We start from the raw sequence: 20,131 nt of genomic DNA on the forward strand, positions 1-20,131 counted from the left end.
GCTCTGACGGGCGGCCCTCATCGGGCCTTGGCGAGAACCCGGCATATAGAGAGGGTTTGCCGGAAGTCATCCTTTGCACACGGTTTTTCTTCATCGGCACTTACCAAGGCGGAGCGAATATTCGCCCGGTCCGGACGGGTCAGAACGTTCAGCCGGCGTCCTTCTCTGGCTGCCCGTCCGGCTCTTTTTCGAGGCATCACACCGGAACAAATTCACCTTTTGCCCGTTCCTGCGATGTGGTGGAGGAAGCATTTATGTTCATTCGGTTGGGTTACGAAATAGGCATCAGCTGCGATCAGCCGACCCCGATGATGACGTTTTTGTCGGTGGATCGCGCCAGACGGCATGATATCGTCAGCGAACGCGGACCGATTTCCGATCCTGTCGTCAAGATGGGGGAAGTGACCGATCCTTTTGGCAATGTCTGCATGCGTATGGTCGTTCCAGCCGGCGGGCTGCGTCTCAGCTATGATGCGGTGATCAAGGACAGTGGCCGGCCGGACCCGGTCAACAGGGCCGCACAGCAGGTGCCGGTCGAAAACCTGCCCGCCGAATGCCTTCCCTATCTTTCCGCCAGCCGCTATTGCGAGACCGACCGTTTCGGCGCACTTGCCTGGCGTCTGTTCGGCGAAGTGGAACCGGGCTGGGCCCGTGTACAGGCAATCTGCGACTACGTGCATCAGCGCCTGACCTTCAGCTATGGCTATACGGCGACGCTGCGCACAGCGATGGAAGCGCATGATGAGCGGTCGGGCGTATGCCGCGATTATGCGCATCTTGCCGTGGCGCTCTGCCGTGCGATGAATATGCCCGCGCGTTACGTCAACGGCTATATGGGCGATTTCAGCGAAACCGATCATCCAGCCCCCATGGATTTCAACGCCTGGTTCGAAGTCTACCTTGACGACCGGTGGTATACGTTCGATGCCCGCCACAATGCCCCGCGCATCGGCCGGGTCGCGGTTGCGCGAGGCCGCGATGCCGCCGACATTCCGCTGATCCAGACATTCGGCAAGCATGAATTGACGACGTTCAAAGTGTGGACCTCAAAGGAAACGGACAGTGCGTTGACCAAGCGGCATAGCCGGGCGGATGTGTCGCTTTTGACGCCGTGGTTCAGCGAACGCTGGTCCAAGCTCGTGCAGCAGCGGGAGCTGGAGCGGGGGCATTGAGAGTGGCCGGGTATTTCGCCCGGTGAAAATCATGCTTCAGGTTGGTTTTTTCCTTAACCGCGCAAAAGGTAGAAAATAATCTCTATAAACTTGGTGTAAAATAGCGGAGAAAAGTACCAGACACAGTCGCCCTTCAGGCTTCTGATAATCTGCAACAACTCAAGTGGAGGACATTATGCAAGGTTCGAAACCAGTCATGCAGAAAAGTCCGGTGAGCTACAGCGTTCATCCGGCACCGCAGTTTTCCTGGACAATGGCCGCGCAGGCCACAGCCCTTGCCGCCGCCTTCCTGTTCGTGACAGCGCTGGTTTTTGGCGCGATTTGAGCGGTCCAATCAAAAAATTAACATTTTCAGGCCCTTGCGTCCCTCCGGATGTAGGGGCCTTGCGTTTAGGGGTACACGAGAAGATTTCTTGCACTGCGATCCATGCGTGCTCTTCCTCTTAAAAACCCATCCGGCCCAGCTGATTTGACCCCGTGGCGCATATGCCGCAATCGACGGCGGTTGCGGACGGCCACATCATCCCCCTTGCCGTCAGTCTTGCGGATATCGTAGCCTTGCCGTCTGAGATCCGACCCTCCTTCGTGTGAGGAGTGTCGGAGCGAAGCGGTTGGGAGGGATGCCTGTTGTTTCAAAGTGGGTCCTTCCGCAACCCTGCCCAGGAGGGGGAGGGGTTTTTACGGCGCCTGCAGCAACCGCTGCGGCGGCTCAAGCGAGTTTTCAGCGGTGAACGCTATCGCCAATCGATCCCGGTTGGCGCACTGAAAAACAGAAGACGATCAGACGGGAAGGACAAGAAACATGCTCGACAAGCGCAAATTCTACATCAACGGCGAATGGGTCGCTCCCCTTGTGGCCAACGATCTCGAGGTTTTGAACCCGGCGACCGAAAAGCCGGTCGCGGTGATTTCCATGGGAAGTGCTGCGGATATCGACCGCGCCGTCGCCGCTGCCAAAACGGCTTTTGCGACCTATAGCCGCACGACGACGGAAGAGCGGCTGGCCCTTCTGGAAAAGCTGCTTTCCATCTACAAGCGCCGCTACGAAGAGATGGCGCAGACCATCACGCTGGAGCTTGGCGCGCCGCTGTCCATGAGCCGCGAACAGCAGGCCGATGTCGGCGTTGGCCATCTCCAGGGCTTTATCGACGCGCTGAAGCGCCTGCACAGCCGCGAAGTGCTGCCCAATGGCGATGTCATGCTGCGCGAGCCAATCGGCGTCTGCGGCCTGATCACGCCCTGGAACTGGCCGATCAACCAGATCGCGCTGAAGGTGGTGCCCGCCCTTGCGACCGGCTCGACCTGCGTGCTGAAGCCATCGGAATTCACGCCGCTGAACGCGTTGCTTTATGCCGAAATGGTGCATGAGGCCGGCTTTCCGGCCGGCACGTTCAACCTCGTCAATGGCGATGGCCCGAACGTCGGGGCCGCACTCTCCAAGCACAAGGACGTCGATATGATGTCGTTCACGGGCTCGACCCGCGCCGGCATCGCCGTCAGCAAGGATGCGGCCGAAACGGTCAAGCGCGTGACGCTGGAGCTTGGCGGCAAGTCGCCGAACATCGTCTTCGAAGATGCCGATCTTGAAGACCGGGTTTCCGGCAGCGTGCTGGAATGCTTCAACAATTCCGGCCAGTCCTGCGATGCGCCAACGCGTCTCCTGGTACAGAAGTCGGTCTATGACAAGGCCGTCGAGATCGCCACGCGGGTCGGAAGCGAGGCGAAAGTCGGCAATCCCGCCGAGGAAGGCAGCCATATCGGGCCGCTGGTCAGCGATGTCCAGTTCGGCCGGGTGCAGGCCCTGATCGAGGCTGGCATTGCCGAAGGTGCGCGTGTTCTCGTCGGCGGTGCCGGCAAGCCGGACGGTTTTGAGACCGGCTATTTCGTCAAGCCGACGATCTTTGCCGATGTCAACAATACCATGCGCATTGCCCGCGAAGAGGTGTTCGGTCCGGTGCTTGCCATCATGCCGTTCGAGACCGAAGAGGAAGCGATCGAGATCGCCAACGACACCAATTACGGGCTTGCGGCTTACGTCCAGACCGGTGATCCCAAGCGCGCCGAACGCGTTGCCGCACGGCTTCGCGCCGGCATGGTCCATATCAACGGCGGGCCGCATCGCTATGGCAGCCCGTTCGGCGGCTACAAGCAATCCGGCAATGGCCGCGAAGGCGGCCGTTTCGGGCTCGAGGATTTCCTCGAAGTGAAGACTGTTCACCGGCCTGACGCCGCCTGATGATTGGCTGAGTTAACTTTTGGTGCGACCCCATTTACCGTCATCCTCGCCCTCGAGGCGAGGATCCAGAGTCGGACACTGAACCGAGCAAGAGAAAACTGACCCAGATGTCAGTCATCTCCGTGCTTGTCATGAAAACCGAGCTGGCCCCAAGTTTCTGGGTTGAGAGACTTTCTGACCCGACGGACATCGGGTGGCTGGATCCTCGCCTCAGGGCGAGGATGACGGGGTGTGTGAAGGGCGAAGATGACGGGGTGGGTGATATGCCCGCAGGCACGTGCTTGCGGGCATTGGTTCACGAACTCTCATCATCCCATCAGGAGAAGTCGCTGTTTCCCGGCGGGGCGTTCTGATACCTGCAGAGCGTTATCGCGCCGGCGGATTGCGCCGTGCCAGACCTATGGACAGCGCCCGTGTCAGAGACCGTACTTCCCTCACCATCGAAACCGGCCTCGCCATCGGCCAACCGGCTTGCGCTGATCGCCCTGTTGATCGGCGGTGCCGCGATCGGCGGTTCGCCCATTTTTGTGCGGCTGTCGGAAGTCGGGCCGATGGCAACGGCATTCTGGCGGGTGGCGCTGGCGCTTCTGCCGCTCGTCATCTGGTCGAAAACGGCGGGGCATACCGTCACCGATCAGCGGCCGGCCGGACTTGCCGATTACGGCTTGCTGGTGCTGCCCGGCATCTTCCTTGCCGTCGATCTCGCGGCCTGGCATCTGGCACTGCACATGACCTCGGTTGCCAACGCGACCCTGCTTGCCAATCTGGCGCCGATCTTCGTGACGCTTGGCTCATGGCTGTTGTTTCGCGCCCATGTCAGCGGCGTGTTCATTGCCGGCCTTGCAACGGCGCTGGCTGGGGTCGTCATCCTGAAGGGCGGGCCGATGGCGCTGGGCGACGGCCAGCTGGCCGGCGATGCCACGGCGGCGCTGGCGGCGGTATTTTACGCCGGCTATATCCTGTCGATCGGCCGGCTCCGCAGCCGCTTTTCCACCAACCGTATCATGATCTGGAGCACGGCATCGGCCGCGCTCTGCATGTTGCCGATCGCCTTCTTCTTCGAGGCGAGCTTCATGCCCACCGCCCTGTTCGGCTGGGCCATCCTGTTCGGGCTTGCCTTCATCAGCCATGCCGGCGGGCAGGGGCTGATCATCTATGCGCTCGCTTTCCTGCCGCCGGCATTTTCGTCGCTGACGCTGCTGTTGCAGCCGGTCGTGGCGGCGATCCTCGCATGGCTGCTGCTTAGCGAACCCGTCGGCCTGATGCAGGCCATCGGCGGCGCGATCGTGCTGGCGGGCATCCTGATCGCCCGCCGCGGCTGATGTTGCCCGACCCGGGGATCAGACTTCCTGATCAGATCCCGGGCAGATTGAATCCGGAAAGCCGTTCCTCAAGCTTCAGGATGGTCTGCGCATCCGCATTGGCGAAGGCAAAGCGCAGATAGCCTTCCTGGCCCTCGCCGAAATAGTCGCCGGGCAGGCAGACGATGCCGGCGATCTTTGCCAGCTTTTCGGCGACGAATTCCGAGCGGATATCCGGATAGGGATGGCGGATATAGGCGAAATAGGCGCCGATCGCCTGCAATTTCCAGCCCTTCAGCTTGCCCATGACGTGGCGGAGCGCGTCGGCGCGCGTGGCGATTTCGGCCCGGTTGCCCGCTCGCCAGTCTGCCAGCGCGGGAATGGCCTTGGCGACGGCCGATTGCGCCGAGCGCGGGGCGCAGATCTGCAGATTGTCCATGATCTTGGCAACCTGCTCGACCATGGCCGGTCCCGCGGTGATGGCGCCCAGACGGTGGCCGGGAATGCAGAAAGATTTTGAGAAGCTGTAGAGGCAGACGATACTGTTCTGCCAGCCCTTGATCGACAGGAGATCATGCGGCGCGCCGCTGCCGTCGGGCAGGAAGTCGCGATAGGTCTCGTCGAGGATCAGCCAGGTGCGGTTGGCGCGGCACAGATCGTAGATCCGGTGCAGAAGCGCCGGTGGATAGACGGCGCCGGTCGGATTGTTGGGCGTTACCAGCGCCAGCGCGCGGATGCCAGGTTTCAGCGCTGCGGCAATGGCATCGACATCCGGCAGGAAGCCGCTGCCCGCATCGCACGGTACCAGTTCGACGCCGATGCCGAGCATTGCCAGCGTCGTCTGCTGGTTGAAGTAGAAGGGATTGGTCATCAGGATCGTATCGCCTGCACCGGCAATCGCCATGGCGGTGCAGATGAAGGCCTGGTTGCAGCCGGAGGTGATGTGGATGTTTTCACGTCCGATCTTGGCGTCGTAGAGGCCGGAAACATGCTGCGCATAGGCGCTGCGCAGGACATCCTCGCCTTCGATGGCGCCATAGCCGGTGAATGAGGGGGAGGCGGCGGCCTCGCCTAGCCAGGTCAGCATGTCGGGATGGGCGGGATAGCCGGGCACGGCTTGGCTGAGATCAATCAGCGGTCCGCGCGCGCCGTCATAGTCCTTGGCCCAGGCCAGAACGGACGGCACGGGCGGCGGCGAGAGCTTGGCGATCAGCGGATTGAAATGCGGCATCGGATTGTCCTGTGGTTCCTAAGACGTGACTGATTAATCTTGCGGTTCTTATGATTTGGCCCGCCGTTTCGGCGTCGGCTCCGGACGCCTGCTGCGGGCGGGCGAGGAGACGGGCTGAAAGCTGTCCTTGGCGGGGAGGCGTTCGGGCGCGCTCACCTTGTGAGTGCGGGCGCGGATGATGGTGCGTGCCGAGGTCTGTAGCTCCGGCATGGGGTCGTTTTCAAGGGCCGAAAACAGCCAGTCGATGAAGACCTTGACGATCGGCGCCGCGCGGTTTTCGTTGCGGCAGGCGACATAGAAGGCATCGTTGGCCGGAACGGTGAGATCAAAGGGGGCGATCAACTCGCCCTTGGCAATCAGGCTGCCGGCCGTAATGGTATCGCCAAGCGCCACGCCCTGATTGTGCAGCGCCGCCTCCGTCGAAAGCCGGGCGTCGCTCATGAAGTGCTGGCGGCCGCGCTGGATATCGATGCCATCGGCGGCGGCAAGCCAGGTGTTCCATTCGCGCCCGTCATCGCCATGCAGGATCACATGATCGCGCAGATCGCGCAGCGAGCGCAACGGCCGCATGTTGAGGAGGGTGGGGCTGACGACCGGAAACAGCTCCAGCCGGCTCCACAGCCGCGCCCAGCAATCGGGCCAGTTGCCGTCGCCATAGAGCAGGCAGATATCGACATCGGCAGAAAAAAGATTGGCGGCATCGTTGGAGGCGATCAGCGTCAGTTGCACGTCGGGGAACTGTTCGGTGAACTGATGCAGGCGCGGGATCATCCAGAAGGACAAAAGCGCCGGCACGCAGACGATCCGCAGCTCGCCGCTGGTGGTCGGCCGCGTCATCGCGGCGGTGGCGGCGGCTATGCCTTCAAAAGCGTGGGTGACGGCGGGCAGGAGCAGCGCGCCTTGCGAGGTGAGTTTCAACCGCTTGCCGCCGCGTTCGAACAGGGCGGCGTTGAAGGATAGTTCGAGCGCTCTTATCTGATGGCTGATTGCGCCATGGGTGACGTTCAGCTCGCGGGCGGCGGCCGAAACCGAACCACGCCGGGCGGTCGCCTCGAAGGCGCGCAAAGGGTTCAGCGGGGGCAGGCGGCTGGACAAGAGGCACGCTCCGGGGCGTCGATCATGATGTTAGTTTTTCTCACATCAAACGCTATAACAATGTCAATTGATTTTCCAATGAAATTGTTTCCTAATGTGATCAACAAAGGCAAAAGCCTGGGGAACATGCATCCGGACGCTTCTCTGGCAAACAGGGGCGGTTTTCCGGCTTTTGGCGGCACGAGCAGCGCATTTCACGCTCGATAACCATTAGAATCGCACGGTTTTCCAGGCCCAACACGAGGTCAAGCGGATATGGCGTGGGATGACAGCAAGCTCAACGAACTGAAGGCGAAGTATGGCGAAGCCCATGGTGGCGAGATGTTCGACCCGACCTTCCGCAAGGTTGCCGACAAGATCTTCTCCAAGAACGGCACGCGCCTTGCGCCTTACTCCGGCGTTCCGACCTTCCTGATGGCGCCCTATGTGCCTGTCGATGCCAACGAGCCGGATTTCGGCAATCTGCAGGTTGCCATTGTCGGCGTGCCGATGGATCTTGGCGTTACCAACCGTCCGGGCTCGCGTTTCGGGCCGCGCGCCATGCGCACCATCGAGCGCATCGGCCCCTATAATCACGTGCTCGGCTGCGCGCCCGTGCATGACCTGCGCGTGGCCGATATCGGCGACGTGCCGTTCCAGAGCCGCTACCGGCTCGAACTCAGCCATGACGATATCGAAAAGCGCATCAACCAGATCGTCGAGGCCGGCGTGGTGCCTTTGTCGGTCGGCGGCGACCACTCGATCAGCCATCCGATCCTGAAAGCCGTCGGCAAGAAGCGCCCGGTCGGCATGATCCATATCGATGCCCATTGCGATACCGGCGGCGCCTATGACCTCACCAAGTTCCATCATGGCGGTCCGTTCCGCAACGCTGTGCTCGACGGCGTGCTCGATCCGACCCGCACGATCCAGATCGGCATTCGCGGCTCCTCCGAATATCTCTGGGAGTTCTCCTACGAGTCCGGCATGACCGTCATTCATGCCGAGGACGTGACCGGCATGGGCATTCCGGCCATCATCGAGAAGGCGAAGACGATCGTCGGCGACGGCCCGACCTATCTGTCCTTCGATATTGACAGCGTCGATCCCAGCTTTGCGCCGGGCACGGGCACCCCCGAAATCGGCGGTCTCACCACCCGCGAAGTGCTGGAGCTGATCCGTGGCCTGAAGGGGCTGAATCTCGTCGGCGGCGATGTCGTCGAAGTCGCGCCGCAATATGATTCGACCACCAACACAGCGCATGTCGGCTCGCAGGTCCTGTTCGAAATCCTGAGCCTGATGGTGTTCAGCCCGTTCGTCAACGGGACAAGGGATTAGGGCATTTTCTCTTCTCCCCAGCGGGGAGAAGGTGCCCGAAGGGCGGATGAGGGGGCCGAACGCTCCGAACTGCCGACCGCCCCCTCATCGCCTCGCCTGCGCTCGGCACTTCTCCCTGCGGGGGAGAAGGGATACGCGGCAAACTCCGTTGCTCCGGGCAGTTTTGGGGAGCTAACGGCAAATTCGATCGTCCCCTCTCCCCGTTTACGGGGAGAGGGTTAGGGTGAGGGGCACGTCCCCAATCCGAATACCGTGCCTGCCACAAACAAAAATCACAAAGGGGAATACCATGACCACACTCTCAACCTTTAAATCCGGTCTTACCGCCGCGCTGATGCTGAGCTGTGCCGTGCTCGGTTTCGCATCCGCCGCCAATGCCGATGCGATCGACGACATCACCAAGGCGGGCGTGCTGAATGTCGGCGTGTTTGCCGATTTTCCGCCCTTTTCGTCTGCCAGCGCCGACATGAGCCTGAAGGGCTATGACATCGACGTTGCGCAATATATTGCCGATAGCCTGAAGGTGAAGCTGGTTCCGGTGCCGGTCACCGGTCAGAACCGCATCCCGTATCTCACTGAAAAGCGCGTCGATCTGCTTGTCAGCGTCGGCTACAGCAAGGAGCGCGCCGAAGTCATCGATTTCGCCGCAGCCTACGCGCCCTACTACATCGCCGTCATCGGCCCGGCCGCCATGGACGTCAAAGGCAAGGAAGACCTTTCCGGCAAGTCCATCGCCGTCAACCGCGGCACGCTGGAAGACACCTCGCTGACGGAAGCCGCCCCCAAGGATGCCGATATCAAGCGTTTCGACAACTACAACTCGGTGATCCAGGCGTTCATATCCGGCCAGACGGAACTGATGGTTGTCGGCAATGATGTCGGCGCCCAGGTTCTGGCCCGTCAGGAAGCCTTGAAGCCGGAACAGAAATTCCAGCTCATGACCTCGCCTTCGCATCTCGCGCTGAACAAGGGCGAAGACCGGCTGAAGGCGGCGGTCAACGATGCCGTTGCCAAGATGCTGGCCGATGGCAAGCTGGATGCGAGTTCGCAAGCCTGGCTGAAAGTGCCGCTCAATCCTGAAAACCTGAAGGATTGATCCTTTGGGCTATGTGCTCGACTTCGGCTGGCTGAGCGATGCGGTCTCCCTGATCGCAAGCGGTGCGGCCATGACGATGTTCCTGATCGCGGTGTCGGCTGTTGCCGGCATCGTGCTCAGTGTTCTGGGTGCAGCAGCGCGGCGCAGCCGCTACGCTCTGTTGCGCCGCGCGATTGCCGCTTATGTCGAGCTTATCCGCAACACGCCGTTTCTGGTGCAGCTGTTCTTCATCTTCTTTGGGCTGCCCAGCCTCGGCATCCGCCTCGATCCGGTGGTGGCTGCGATCCTGGCGATGACTCTGAACATGACGGCCTATACGACGGAGATCGTTGGCGCCGGTCTCGATGCGGTGCCCAAGGGACAGAAGGAGGCGGCGCTTGCGCTTGGCCTGCGGCCCCGCCTGGTGTTTATCAAGATCGTGCTGCCGCAGGCGCTGAAGGTGATCTTCCCGGCGCTGACCAGCCAGATCGTCATCATGATGCTGGAATCGGCCGTCGTCTCGCAGATCGCCGTGCGCGAGCTCACCTATGAGGCAGATCTCCTGCAGGCCCGAACGTTCCGGGCCTTCGAGACCTATTTCATCGTGACGCTCGTCTATCTTGCCATGAGCATCGGCCTGCGCCGCTTGCTCGTCGCCGGCGGCAACCGCTTTCTGGCGGGAGGCGTGTCGTGATCGAATTCACCCTTTGGGACATCATCCGCAATTTGCTTCTGGCGGCGCGCTGGACCATCCTTCTGTCGGCCGTCGCCTTCGTGGGCGGCACGATCGTCGGCCTTGTCATCCTGTTCATGCGCATTTCCAAGCGGCGCTGGGTGCAGCGCTTTGCCGAATATTATATCGGCCTGTTTCAGGGCACGCCGCTGTTGATGCAGCTGTTTCTGCTGTTCTTCGGCCTGCCGCTGATCGGCCTGCGCATCGAGCCCTGGACGGCTGCGGTACTGGGCCTGACGCTGTGCGCCAGCGCGTTTCTGGCGGAAATCTGGCGCGGCGGCGTGCAGGCGGTGCCGCTTGGGCAATGGGATGCCGGCAGCAGCCTGGGATTGCATTATCTCAAGCAGTTGCGGCTGATCGTCCTGCCGCAGGCCTTTGCGATGACGCGGGCGCCGACGGTCGGCTTTCTGGTGCAACTGATCAAGAGCACGGCCTTGACATCGATCATCGGATTTGAGGAACTGGTCAGGACCTCGAATGCGATCAACAATGCGACCTTCGAGCCGTTCAAGGTCTATGGCTTCGTGGCGCTGATCTATTTCGCCTTGTGTTTTCCGCTGACGCGCTACGCCAAGATGCTGGAGCTTCGCGCGCTAAAACACTGATCAATCCGTGGTCCGGGGCTTGCAAGCCGGACCAAAAATTGGGAACAGACCGGAAGCCACAAAGACGGCACCGGCATAGAACAGGAGAACTAGGATGACAGACTTTCTCAAACAGACGATCGGCCGCCGCGCCGTGCTCGGTGCCGGCCTTGCCGGTGCATCGATGCTGGCCATGCCGTCCATCCTGCGCGCGCAGGAAAAGTCGCTGAAGGTCGGCGTCTATGGCGGCTACTTCAAGGATTCCTTCGACAAGAACATCTTCCCGGATTTCACCAAGGCGACTGGCATTGCCGTCGAGGCGATCGCGGAGCCGACCGGCGAAGCCTGGCTGGTGCAGCTCGATCAGGCCGCCAAGGCAGGCCAGGCTCCGGCCGACGTGTCGATGATGTCGCAGGTGGCGATGTTGAAGGGGCAGGCGACCGACCTTTGGGCGCCGCTCGACATGGCGAAGATCCCCAATGGCGCAAACCTCATCGAGCGGTTCGTCAACAAGTATCCGGACGGCCGCGTCGCCGGCATCGGTGCCGTGTCCTGGTACATCACGCTCGTTACCAATACCGACGTCTACAAGGAAGCCCCGACATCCTGGCAGGCGTTCTGGGATCCGGCAAATGCCGACAAGCTCGGTCTCCTGGCGCTGGTGTCCAATTCCTTCCTGCTCGAAGTGACAGCCAAGACCTTCTTTGGCGGCACCAATGCGCTGGATACGGAAGAGGGCGTCCAGAAGGCCTTCGACAAGCTGGCCGAAGTCAAGCCGAACGTGCGCCTGTGGTACCGTGACGAAGCCCAGTTCGAACAGGCGCTGAAATCTGGCGAAATCCCGATGGGCCAGTATTACCACGACGTCACCGGCCTTGCCGCTGCCGACGGCAATCCCGTCCGCTCGACCTTCCCCAAGGAAGGCGGCATTCAGGACAGTGGTTGCTGGGCGCTGTCGCGCGCATCGACGAAGGTCGATGAGGCCCATGAATTCATCAACTACATGAGCCAGCCGTCGATCCAGGCAATCCTGTCGCGCAAGGTCGGCACCTCGCCGACGGTCAAGCGCGAGCTGACGGACCTTACGGACGCGGAATTTTCCGCCGTCTCCTCCGATATCGAACCGATCATTCCGCGCTACGATCTCTACCAGACGAAGTCGGACTGGCTGAACCAGAAATGGACGGAACTGATCGTCGGTTGATTTCTACCCTCCCCTTGAGGGGGAGGGTCGGCACGCAGTGCCGGGGTGGGGTGACCTTTTGCGCCAAACAAGGGATCACCCCCACCCGCAGCTGCGCTGCGCCACGACCTTCATGGGTCCTGCGCGGTGACTGAAGATACGATTTCCGCATGATGCGAAAAGACAGGAACACGATGTCAGGCCTCGTCCTCAACAATGTCACGAAGGAATTCGGGACTTTCACTGCGGTCAACAATGTCGAGCTGACGGTGCCGCATGGTACGTTTGTCTGCATGCTGGGACCGTCCGGTTGCGGCAAGACCACGCTGCTCAGGATGATCGCCGGGCTCGACCTGCCGACTGGCGGTGCGATCCGGCTTGATGGCGAGGACATCACCCATGTTCCCACCCACAAGCGCAATCTCGGCATGGTGTTCCAGTCGCTGGCGCTGTTTCCGCATCTGACGGTCGGTGAAAACATCGCCTATCCCTTGCGCATTCGCGGCGCACCGAAGGAGGATCAGAAGAAGCGGGTCGATGAACTCCTGTCGATGATCCATCTGAGCGGCTATTCCGACCGGCCGGTGTCGAAACTGTCCGGCGGCCAGCGGCAGCGCGTGGCGATTGCCCGGGCGCTGGCGATCTCGCCGAAACTGTTCCTGCTCGACGAGCCGCTCTCGGCGCTCGACGCGAAATTGCGCGAGGCGATGCAGGTGGAATTACGCCAGCTGCAGCAGCAGCTCGGCATCACCACCATCGTGGTCACCCATGACCAGCGCGAGGCGATGACCATGGCCGATACGGTCGTCGTCATGAAGGGCGGCGAAATCCGCCAGGCCGCGTCGCCGATCGAGATCTACCGCCGCCCGGCCGATACGTTTGTTGCCGATTTCATCGGCTCGACCAATCTGCTCGAGGCCGAAGCCGATAGCGCCGGCCGCGTCACCGTGCTCGGCCAGCCGGTGTCCGGCTTGTCTCTCGGTGCCGCTACCAGCAAGGCAACGCTGTCGATCCGGCCGGAAGACGTGCATCTGACGGCGCCTGGCGATGGCGCGCTGTCCGGCACCGTCACCTTCGTGCGCGACCTTGGCGGCACGATCGAAACCTTCGTCGATATCGCCGGCCGCCAGATCGTTGCGGTCTCGACGCCGCGCGCCCGGCCGGATGTCACCGTCGGTCAGCCGGTCGGCGTGGTGCTGCTTCCCGATGTTTGCGTGGTGCTGGCCAAATGAGACGCGAAGCCCCGCAAAAACTCGGCGATTACGGACCGCTGTTCTTTCCGGCGATGATGCTCATCGTCTTCTTCGTCGTGCCGTTTGCGACGATGATCGCCGTCTCCTTCTTCCAGCGCCAACAGGGCGGCTTCTACGTACCGGCGTTCGAGCTCGCCAATTACCAGCGCTTCCTCAGCCTGTTCTTTGCCAACGTGCTGGGCTTCTCCCTGATGCTCGCGGTCACGGTGGCGATCTGCTGCGTTGTGCTCGCCGTTCCCTTCACCTATCTCCTGACCCGCATGACCCGGAAGGTGCAGATCATCTGGCTGGTGGCGCTGCTGTCGGTTCTGTCGCTGTCCGAGGTCATTATCGGTTTTGCCTGGTCAACGCTGTTTTCGCGCACGGCCGGGATCACCAATCTTCTGGTCATGGCCGGTATCATGAGCGAGGCCAAGGCGCTGTTGCCGAGCTTCGGCGCGGTGCTGACCGGCATGGTCTACCAGGCCTTTCCCTACACGGTCCTCGTGCTTTATCCCGCACTGGTGCGGCTTGATCCAACACTCACCGAAGCGGCGAGAACGCTCGGCGCATCGCCTGTCAAGGCGTTCTTCACGGTCGTCATTCCGGCCCTTCGCAACACGATTACGGCGACGCTGATCATGGTGTTCATCTTCGCGCTCGGCTCCTATCTCCTGCCACAGCTGCTCGGCCGGCCGCAGCACTGGACGCTGTCGGTGCTGATCACCGACCAGGCGATCTACCAGTCGAACATGCCGTTTGCCGCAGCAATGGCGGTGTTTCTGGTGCTGGTGACGCTGGGGCTGGTCGCTCTGACCGTGCTTGCCGGACGCAAGGGAGAAGCGGCATGACGGGGGCGCTGAGCAAAGTCTATTTCTTCCTGATCGGCCTGTTCCTGGCTGCGCCGATGATCGTCGTTGCCGGCGTGTCAGTGAATGCCCGGCAGACGCTCGCCTTTCCGCCCAAGGGGTTTTCGCTCTCCTGGTACGGCGAGATTTTCCTCAATCCGGAATGGCGCAATGCGCTGTTTGCCTCGCTGACGCTTGCGGTCCTGTCGGCCGCCCTGGCGGTTGCCATCGCGCTGCCGCTTGCCTGGTTCCTGTGGCGGCGGATTGCGCCCTGGGCCAATATTTTCCAGCTTCTCGGCATCGCGCCGTTCACGCTGCCGCCTGTCATCACGGCGCTTGGCCTTTTGACCTTCTGGGCAACGACCGGTTTCTATGGCCAGCCCTGGACCGCCGTTGTCAGCCACGCGATCTTTTTCGTGACGCTGCCGCTGGTGACGCTGTCGCTCGGCTTTACCGCGATCGACCGCTCGCTGGTCGAGGCTGCGGCGACCATGGGCGCCGATGACCGGACGATCTTCCGCACCGTCGTGCTGCCGCTGATCCTGCCCTATATCGTTTCGGGCTATGCATTTGCCTTCGTGCTGTCGCTCAACGAATATATCGTTGCCTATATGACCGTCGGCTTCACCATGGAAACACTGCCGATCAAGATCTTCAACGCGCTGCGCTATGGCTATACGCCGACCATGGCATCGGTCACCATCCTGTTCGTCGCAACGGCGGCGGTCATCTTCTCCCTTGTCGCGCGGTTTGGCGATCTGCCCAAGCTGCTCGGCGCCATGTCATCGGACGACACATGATCACGCTCGCCGCCTTGCAGATGAAATCGAAAAGCGGCGATACCACCGCCAATCTCGCCCGCATCGAAGAGGCGGCACGGGAGGCTGCGGCCAAGGGTGCGAGCCTCTTGATCACGCCGGAACTCGGGCTGAGCGGCTATGGCGCCGGCGATGTCATCAGCGAACTGGCGGAGCCTGCCGACGGGCCGCTGGTGCGGCAACTGCAGGCGATTTCGGTTAAGCTTGGCATTGCCATCATCGCCGGTTTTGCCGAAAAGGCCGAAGACACCGTCTTCAACAGTTGCGTCTATGCCGATGGTGCGGCCGCACCCGTCATCTACCGGAAATCCAATCTTTACGGCGATTACGAGCGGGGGCTGTTTACCGCTGCCGCGCCGGGCACGGTGTTGTTTGATCACCGCGGCGTCAGATGCGGCATGCTGATCTGCTACGATGTCGAATTCCCGGAAAATGTCCGGCGCCTGGCGCTTGCGGGCGCCGATGCGGTTCTGGTGCCGACGGCGCTGCCTGCCGGCTATTCCGGCACGTTCATTGCCGATCACATGATCCAGACCCGCGCTTTCGAAAACCAGGTTTTCGTCGCCTATATCAACCATTGCGGCGCTGACGAGCGCTTCAGCTTTGCCGGATCGTCGCGGGTGGCAGCACCCGATGGCACTTTGCTTGCCAGCGCAGCACCTCAGGGCGAAGTGCTGATGGTGGCAGTGCTCGATCCGGCCGCCTTCAAGGTGTCCAGAAGCGAGAATACCTATCTGGCCGACAGGCGGGCGTGACCAGCAACGGTGCGGATGGTAGGGTGCTTCATTGCGCGTGTTGAGGAGCCGCCATGACCGGAAGGGTAACGGGCCGCTGTCATTGCGGTGAGGTTCAGGTGTCGGTGATCTCAGCGCCCGCTGAGGTAACCGAGTGCCATTGCTCGATCTGCCGCCGCTACGCACCGCTCTGGGCGTATTACCAGACGGGCGACGTCCAGTTGAGCGGCCCGACGGATATTTACCGCTGGGGCAGACAGCATATCGACTTTCACCGCTGCCACCAGTGTGGTTGCGTGATGGCCTGGATGCCGCGCGGTGATTACCCCGAATGCGGCATCAACGCGCGCATGCTCGATGGCTTTGATCTCCGCGCAATCACGCTGATTGTGGAAGAGGATTCCTCGGTCTAAAGCGCTTCATCTTCAGACGTCACCAGCCTGCCAAAGCGATGAAAACATGGAATCGGCATCGGTTGCGGAAACCATCGGTGCTTTCCGTCCGTATTCTTCTCAACAGAGGAGAAAGACATGAAACGCATCCTGTTTTCGCTGACCGCTCTTGCCCTTCTATCCGCTCCATTGCCGGCCTTTGCCAAGGATACGATGATGGAAACGTTCTTTCGCGGAAAAACCACCGCGACGGGTTCCTTTTCCGCCATCAACGGCGTCAACCGCCAGTTCGACGTCGTACTGACCGGCAGGCTGCGTGGCGACGTGCTGACCGTGCGGGAGGATTTCGTCTATTCCGACGGTGAAAAAGACCGCAAGACCTGGCGTTTCGTTCGCACGGGGCCTTCGAGCTATTCCGGAACGCGAGAGGACGTGATCGGCAAGACGACAGTGCGTGTCGATGGCAACACGGCGCGCTTTACCTATCTCGTTGATCTCGATCCAGGCCCTAAGAAGAATGTCGTGCGTTTCTACGACAAGATGGTTCTGGCCGGGGATGGCGCCACGATCGCCAATACCGCGACCGTCTGGAAATATATCTTCCCGGTGGCGCGTGTGAAGGTCGATTTCAAGCGCTAAACGCTCTGGGTTCGTTCATGAATGGTGAACAATCTGTCCGTGCCGGGCCTCTTTATTAAACGGGCGCGCAGGCCGATATTGCCTTCACACAGTCACGAATGGAGGCGAGAGCCATGAGCTTGCAACTGACCGGAATTCATCATCTGACCGCGATCACCGCGAACGCCAAGGAAAACCTGCGTTTCTACACGCAAGTCCTCGGCATGCGGCTGGTCAAGAAGACCGTGAACCAGGACGATACAACCGCCTATCACCTTTTTTATGCCGACGGCGAGGCGACGCCGGGAACGGACCTGACTTTTTTCGACTGGCCGGTCAACCGCGAGACCCGTGGCACCCATAGTGTTTCGCGCACCGGGCTTCGTGTCGGCAGCCCGGAGAGCATCGAATGGTGGAAGGCTAGGTTCGGCGAACTGAGCATCGCGTCCGAAGATATCGGCGAGATCGACGGCCGCCTGTCGCTTGATTTCGAAGATGGCGAGGGCCAACGGTTCCGGCTGATCGACGATGGCGGCCTTGCGCCGTCGCATCCCTGGGACCGCAGCCCGGTTCCCGCCGAGCACCAGATCAAGGGGCTTGGCCCCATCACCATGAGCGTTCCGGATATTACCAATACGCAGCTGGTTCTCGAGCAGGTGATGAACATGACCAGACAGCGCCAATATCCGTCACCGGATGGCAAGGGCGAGGTGCATGTGTTCTCCATGGGTGAGGGTGGACCGGCCGCCGAACTGCATGTAGCCGTTCAGCCCGGCCTGCCGACCGCCCGCCAGGGTGCCGGTGCCGTTCATCATGTCGCGTTCCGCGCGCCGGATGAGGCTGCGCTGCACGCATGGACCGAACGGCTGCAGGAGTTCCGCCTGCCGTCGAGCGGTGAGGTCGAACGGTTTTATTTCCGGTCGCTCTATTTCCGCGAGCCGAACGGCATCCTGTTCGAAATCGCCACCGACGGACCCGGTTTTGCCGTGGACGAGCCGATGGAGACCATGGGCGAGGGACTGTCGCTGCCGCCCTTCCTGGAGCACAAGCGCTCCCAGATCGAGGCCCGGCTCAAGCCGTTGATTTGATATCGTCAATAAGCCGGGAGCCATATTCCCGGCTTTTGTGTCTGTACTTTTGCCGGTTTCGCAGCATGCTTCCGGCAAGAGTAAAAAGGAATCGTGCGCATGACAAAACTGATCGGCATTTCCGGAAGCCTGCGAAAGGGCTCGTTCAACACCGCTCTCTTGAAAGCGGCCATCCCGCTTGCGCCCGAGGGTGTGACGTTTGCATCCGGCACGATCGAGGGCATTCCGCTCTATAATGCCGATATCGAGCGCGAAGGCGTACCGCAGGCAGTGCAAGCGTTGAAGGACCAGATTGCCGCTGCCGATGGCGTCATCCTGTTCACGCCGGAATATAACAATTCCATTCCCGGTGTCTTCAAGAACGCCATCGACTGGGCGAGTTCGTCGATGACGGGTGCGCCCAACATCTTTGCCGGACGCGCCTTTGCCCTTGCCGGGACATCGCCCGGGCCGTTCGGAACGCTGCTCAGCCAGAATGCCTGGTTGCCGGTGCTGCGCACGCTCGGCGCCGACCTCTGGTCGGGCAAGCGGCTGATGCTGCCGAAGGCGGGGTCGCTGTTCGACAAGGACGGCCAACTGACCGACGAAGAGGCCACGGCAAGGCTGAAAGGGTTTGTCGAGGCTTTTGCGGCCTATGTGGCTGCGAAACCGGCATAAGGTTTCGCGGGAACATCAATCCTCGCTGAAGGCTAACATATTTGCTTTTTTTGATCGTTTAAAGCCTTCATTTCTTCCGTCATGCCCGCCCGTGTGGCGGGCATCCAGCCAGCTCAAGTCCTTGAGCTGAAAGGGTCTTTTGACCCGACGGACGTCGGGTCGCTGGATCCCCGCCACAGGGGCGAGGATGACGGAGAGTGGGGTATCGCTCTCGCAGATCATTATTTCAGGGATCGGCGCTGGCCTTTACAAGGGGCATCAGTTCCCGGGCAATTCCAGCCAATCGCGAACGGCCTCAGCATCCATCGGGCCGATCTCGTGGCCGGCCTTCAGCGTGACGGTCGTGAGCGTCGCGCCCGCCTTGCGCAGGACGTCCTCCAGCGGCGCGGCGTAGCGGGAATAGCCATCGGTCTTGCCGGTCACCGTCAGGATTTCGGTGCCGGAAAGATCCGCGTGCGGCACCGTGTCGAGCGGGTTCATCATGCGCAGAAGGGCTGCCTTATGGATCAGTCCGGGGTGCAGCAGCATGGTGGCGATCAGCATGTTGGCGCCGTTGGAATAGCCGACGAACACCATCTTTTTGCGATCGAGGCCATAGGCTGAGACGGCTCCATCGATCATCGCGACGAACGCTTCGACTTCCGAGGCGATGTCCTTCTGGTCGAAGGTGAAGGGCGTCAGCCTGCGGAAGAAGCGCGGGTGGCCTTCCTCGGTGCTGCGGCCTCTGAGGCTGAGAAGCAGCGCGTTCGGGGCAATCCGGCGGCCAAGCGGCAACAGGCTGGTTTCGTTGGCGCCGCTGCCGTGCAACAGCACCAAGGTCGTGCCATCGGGATGATCCGCCTGGTGCAGGCGGTGGATGAACGGCAGGTCGCGCTCGGTGAAGCGCTCCTCGCCGGGCAGTCCGAACTGCGGCAGCATTACAAGGCTGTCCTGTTGATTTCCGCCGAAATGTTCGGGCACGAACAGTTTGGTTCCGAGCGTCTGCAGGCTTTCGTCCACCGTCATGCCCGGCGCATCGGTGGCGAATTCGAACAGCGTTCCGCCGGGCTCGCGAACATAGAGCGAATAGAAATATTTGCGGTCATGGGCGTTGATTTCACCGGCATCCTCGGCCTCGAGCTGCACGCGCAAGGCCTTCACCGCATCCTCGCTTCCGGCGCGAAAGGCGATATGGTCGATCGTGCCGGTGCCGGGCGCCGCCGTCCAGAAGCCGCCGGCATCGCGCACATCGATGATATCACCGGAATCTGAGACAAGGCGCCGGATCGCGTCGGTCCTGTCAGCCTCGGCATAGCCGAAATGGCGGGCGACAAACGCGGCGGTGCCATCGGGCGTCGCCGTCAGGATCGTTGCGCCGCGCAGCCGCCGGATTGCGTCCTGCTGCGGAATATCGGATGTGACATGCAGGGCAGGGCCGGTCACGGCCTCGCTGCCCACAAGCTTGACGATAACGCCATCCGGATCCTTCAGCCGGATGACCGGCTCGCCGAATTCATGCGTCGGTCCGGTTGCCGTCACATTGTAGCGAAGCGCCCGGGTGAGCCAGAAACCGAGGCTGTCCGGGGCGATGGCAAAGGCGATCTCGCTGGGCTGGCCATGTCCGACACGGCCGGGCGCGCCGTCCTCCCAGACGAGAAATGTCACCAGCGATCCCGGTGATCCGGTCTCGTCGCCGTAGATCAGATGCAACTGTGCTGCGTCCTCGAAACCCGCCGTCCGCTTGACGAGGCGCAGCCCGAGAAAGCCCGTATAGAAATCGACGTTGGGCTGAACTTTGCGCGTGATCAGGGTAATATGGTGAATGCCGCTTGTCATGT

19 protein-coding genes are annotated in these 20,131 nt (G+C 61.4%); 16 read left to right on the plus strand and 3 right to left on the minus strand.

What is annotated here, in order from left to right; translation table 11 throughout:
- Positions 1 to 254 precede the first annotated feature (254 nt).
- The 3 genes from ASD32_RS19300 to ASD32_RS19315 all read left to right on the plus strand — a co-directional run bounded on the left by ASD32_RS19300 (position 255) and on the right by ASD32_RS19315 (position 4,730).
- Entirely contained in the window at positions 255 to 1,172 is a 918-nt protein-coding gene (locus ASD32_RS19300; RefSeq protein WP_060639678.1) for a transglutaminase family protein, read from the plus strand.
- A gap of 802 nt (positions 1,173 to 1,974) precedes the next feature.
- On the plus strand, positions 1,975 to 3,408 hold the full coding sequence (locus ASD32_RS19305) for an aldehyde dehydrogenase family protein (RefSeq protein WP_060639679.1): 1,434 nt from the start codon (positions 1,975 to 1,977) through the stop codon (positions 3,406 to 3,408).
- A gap of 476 nt (positions 3,409 to 3,884) precedes the next feature.
- Positions 3,885 to 4,730 carry a DMT family transporter gene (locus tag ASD32_RS19315; protein WP_060639760.1) on the plus strand — a complete coding sequence of 282 codons (846 nt, stop codon included), beginning with the start codon at positions 3,885 to 3,887 and terminating at the stop codon, positions 4,728 to 4,730.
- Positions 4,731 to 4,761: 31 nt separating this feature from the next.
- Here ASD32_RS19315 and ASD32_RS19320 read toward each other — a convergent pair whose 3' ends face one another.
- Positions 4,762 to 5,940 carry an aminotransferase gene (locus tag ASD32_RS19320; protein ID WP_060639681.1) on the minus strand — a complete coding sequence of 393 codons (1,179 nt, stop codon included), beginning with the start codon at positions 5,938 to 5,940 and terminating at the stop codon, positions 4,762 to 4,764.
- Between the two features lie 48 nt (positions 5,941 to 5,988).
- Positions 5,989 to 7,035: a LysR substrate-binding domain-containing protein gene (locus tag ASD32_RS19325; protein ID WP_060639682.1), complete on the minus strand. Its 1,047-nt coding sequence runs from the start codon at positions 7,033 to 7,035 to the stop codon at positions 5,989 to 5,991.
- A gap of 255 nt (positions 7,036 to 7,290) precedes the next feature.
- On the opposite strand from ASD32_RS19325, the gene speB reads away from it, so the two are divergent.
- From speB to ASD32_RS19390, 13 genes are all read left to right on the plus strand, one after another.
- Positions 7,291 to 8,352 carry an agmatinase gene (speB, locus tag ASD32_RS19330; protein ID WP_060639683.1) on the plus strand — a complete coding sequence of 354 codons (1,062 nt, stop codon included), beginning with the start codon at positions 7,291 to 7,293 and terminating at the stop codon, positions 8,350 to 8,352.
- Between the two features lie 289 nt (positions 8,353 to 8,641).
- On the plus strand, positions 8,642 to 9,448 hold the full coding sequence (locus tag ASD32_RS19335; RefSeq protein WP_060639684.1) for a transporter substrate-binding domain-containing protein: 807 nt from the start codon (positions 8,642 to 8,644) through the stop codon (positions 9,446 to 9,448).
- Positions 9,449 to 9,452: 4 nt separating this feature from the next.
- Entirely contained in the window at positions 9,453 to 10,121 is a 669-nt protein-coding gene (locus ASD32_RS19340; protein WP_060639685.1) for an amino acid ABC transporter permease, read from the plus strand.
- A complete protein-coding gene (locus ASD32_RS19345) occupies positions 10,118 to 10,765 on the plus strand; it encodes an amino acid ABC transporter permease (protein ID WP_060639686.1) in 648 nt (215 codons plus the stop codon). Before ASD32_RS19340 ends, ASD32_RS19345 begins: the two co-directional genes overlap by 4 nt.
- Before the next feature lie 94 nt (positions 10,766 to 10,859).
- Positions 10,860 to 11,948 (plus strand): ABC transporter substrate-binding protein, encoded by a 1,089-nt coding sequence (locus ASD32_RS19350; RefSeq protein ID WP_060639687.1) that lies wholly within the window; start codon positions 10,860 to 10,862, stop codon positions 11,946 to 11,948.
- A gap of 173 nt (positions 11,949 to 12,121) precedes the next feature.
- Positions 12,122 to 13,159 carry an ABC transporter ATP-binding protein gene (locus tag ASD32_RS19355; RefSeq protein WP_060639688.1) on the plus strand — a complete coding sequence of 346 codons (1,038 nt, stop codon included), beginning with the start codon at positions 12,122 to 12,124 and terminating at the stop codon, positions 13,157 to 13,159.
- The gene (locus tag ASD32_RS19360) at positions 13,156 to 14,010 is read left to right on the plus strand and encodes an ABC transporter permease (protein ID WP_060639689.1); all 855 of its coding nucleotides are present in this window, start codon (positions 13,156 to 13,158) and stop codon (positions 14,008 to 14,010) included. The genes ASD32_RS19355 and ASD32_RS19360 overlap by 4 nt, the downstream gene beginning before the upstream one ends.
- Positions 14,007 to 14,807: an ABC transporter permease gene (locus tag ASD32_RS19365; RefSeq protein ID WP_060639690.1), complete on the plus strand. Its 801-nt coding sequence runs from the start codon at positions 14,007 to 14,009 to the stop codon at positions 14,805 to 14,807. The genes ASD32_RS19360 and ASD32_RS19365 overlap by 4 nt, the downstream gene beginning before the upstream one ends.
- Complete coding sequence (locus ASD32_RS19370; RefSeq protein ID WP_060639691.1) at positions 14,804 to 15,580, plus strand: carbon-nitrogen hydrolase family protein; 777 nt, start codon at positions 14,804 to 14,806, stop codon at positions 15,578 to 15,580. The genes ASD32_RS19365 and ASD32_RS19370 overlap by 4 nt, the downstream gene beginning before the upstream one ends.
- 53 nt (positions 15,581 to 15,633) lie before the next feature.
- Complete coding sequence (locus ASD32_RS19375) at positions 15,634 to 15,972, plus strand: GFA family protein (RefSeq protein ID WP_060639692.1); 339 nt, start codon at positions 15,634 to 15,636, stop codon at positions 15,970 to 15,972.
- Positions 15,973 to 16,089: 117 nt separating this feature from the next.
- The gene (locus ASD32_RS19380; RefSeq protein ID WP_060639693.1) at positions 16,090 to 16,590 is read left to right on the plus strand and encodes a DUF3833 family protein; all 501 of its coding nucleotides are present in this window, start codon (positions 16,090 to 16,092) and stop codon (positions 16,588 to 16,590) included.
- Between the two features lie 113 nt (positions 16,591 to 16,703).
- Positions 16,704 to 17,657: a ring-cleaving dioxygenase gene (locus ASD32_RS19385; protein ID WP_060639694.1), complete on the plus strand. Its 954-nt coding sequence runs from the start codon at positions 16,704 to 16,706 to the stop codon at positions 17,655 to 17,657.
- A 99-nt stretch (positions 17,658 to 17,756) separates the two neighbouring features.
- Positions 17,757 to 18,314, plus strand: a complete 558-nt coding sequence (locus tag ASD32_RS19390; RefSeq protein ID WP_060639695.1) for an NADPH-dependent FMN reductase — start codon at positions 17,757 to 17,759, stop codon at positions 18,312 to 18,314.
- Between the two features lie 258 nt (positions 18,315 to 18,572).
- Here ASD32_RS19390 and ASD32_RS19400 read toward each other — a convergent pair whose 3' ends face one another.
- On the minus strand, positions 18,573 to 20,129 hold the full coding sequence (locus ASD32_RS19400) for a VOC family protein (RefSeq protein WP_060639697.1): 1,557 nt from the start codon (positions 20,127 to 20,129) through the stop codon (positions 18,573 to 18,575).
- Positions 20,130 to 20,131: the final 2 nt, after the last annotated feature.

It is taken from the genome of Rhizobium sp. Root483D2 (assembly GCF_001426685.1).
Classification (GTDB): Bacteria; Pseudomonadota; Alphaproteobacteria; order Rhizobiales; family Rhizobiaceae; genus Pararhizobium; species Pararhizobium qamdonense.